The 1,373-nt window shown below is 56.4% G+C and carries 2 protein-coding genes; both read right to left on the bottom strand.

Translation table 11 applies throughout. The features are described 5' to 3' along the window. Positions 1-17: 17 nt before the first annotated feature. Positions 18-716 (bottom strand): ectoine/hydroxyectoine ABC transporter permease subunit EhuD, encoded by a 699-nt coding sequence (gene ehuD / locus FS666_RS19275; protein ID WP_144463779.1) that lies wholly within the window; start codon positions 714-716, stop codon positions 18-20. Continuing rightward, positions 713-1,369: an ectoine/hydroxyectoine ABC transporter permease subunit EhuC gene (ehuC, locus tag FS666_RS19270; RefSeq protein WP_390903358.1), complete on the bottom strand. Its 657-nt coding sequence runs from the start codon at positions 1,367-1,369 to the stop codon at positions 713-715. The genes ehuD and ehuC overlap by 4 nt, the downstream gene beginning before the upstream one ends. Positions 1,370-1,373 lie beyond the last annotated feature (4 nt).

The raw sequence follows: 1,373 nt of genomic DNA, 5'->3' as shown, positions 1-1,373 counted from the left end.
ATCCTGCATCGCTGCCATCACGCGCTCACTCCTTTATTCGTTTGTTGTCTTCCGCGGCTTCTGTTGACCTTCTTTTCCACATGCTGCACAAGCAGCGACGACGGATAGCTCAGCAGCAGGAACAGCAGCCCCACGATGGTGATCGGCTCCAGATACCGCCATGTCTCCGAGCCGATGATTTTGGCGGTCTGCAGCATCTCAACAACGAGGATCGCCGACAAAAGCGGCGTCTCTTTGAACAGCACGATCAGATAGTTCCCGAGCATCGGGATGACCGGCGGGATTGCCTGCGGCAAAATGACCTTCATCCAGGTGTGCGCCCTGGAGAAGTTCAGCGCTGTGGCTGCCTCCCACTGGCTTTTCGGGATCGACTCAATCCCCGAGCGGTAAATCTCCGATACATATGTGCTGTAATGGATGCCCAGCCCCAAGGCTCCTGTCGCGAACGGGCTGAGCGAAAAGCCGATGTACGGAATTTCCGGCAAAGCGTAAAAAAGGAAGAACAATTGCACAAGCGGCGGCGTACTCCGCACAAATTCGATGAAGCCAACTGTCAGCCACTTAAGCGGCTTAAAGCTGGTTCTCCGCAAAAGCGTGAGCACCAGGCCCAGCGTCAAAGCGATCAGATAGGCGGCTACGGTAGCGCCCAGCGTGATCCACATCGCCTTGAAGATCCTCGGAAAAATCTCAATGGCAAAATTCCAGTCCCATGTCATCTGGCCGCCACCCCCTTAGCGGACCGCTTTTCCAGCCAGCGCGCCCCGAAAATAAGCGGAAGCGCCAGGACAAAGTAAAGGAGAAGCAGCAGCGTGAAGATTTCTATCTGGTCCCCTGTATAGTTATCCTTTAAGACCCGGCCCTGGAACGTCAGGTCGGCCAAGGTGACCAACGAGACGAGCGATGTCCCCTTGAGCAGCTCGATCGCATTGTTCCCGAATCCCGGCAGCATCAGGCGGAACGCCTGCGGCAGGATGACGAGCCTCATGCGCTGCCAGCGGGTCATATTGAGCGCAATGCCCGCTTCCGTCTGCCCGCCTGGCACTGACAGGATCGCTCCCCGGACGATTTCCGACGCGTAAGCCCCGTAGTTCAGGCTCAAAGCCAGAACCCCGGCAGCAAACGGGGACAACTCCATCCCAAACGCCGGAAGCGCAAAATAGAAGAAGAACATCTGGACAAGCAGGGACGTCCCCCTGAACAGCTCCACCAAAGCGCCCATTAGAAAGCGGACGATCCAAAAACGCGACACCCGCCCAAGACCGGCGATAAAGGCGAAAATAAAGGCAAAAGCGGCGGACAGCAGGAGAACCTGGATCGTCACACCTGCCCCGCGCAATAATTCCGGCAAAAACATCATGTAAGTCTCAATAGTG

Origin of the sequence: Siminovitchia fortis, from assembly GCF_007681465.1 — a bacterium.
In the GTDB taxonomy this organism is placed as follows: domain Bacteria; phylum Bacillota; class Bacilli; order Bacillales; family Bacillaceae_C; genus Siminovitchia; species Siminovitchia fortis.
Note: the sequence above shows the minus strand (reverse complement) of the source record. Positions and strands in the feature narration are given on the sequence as shown.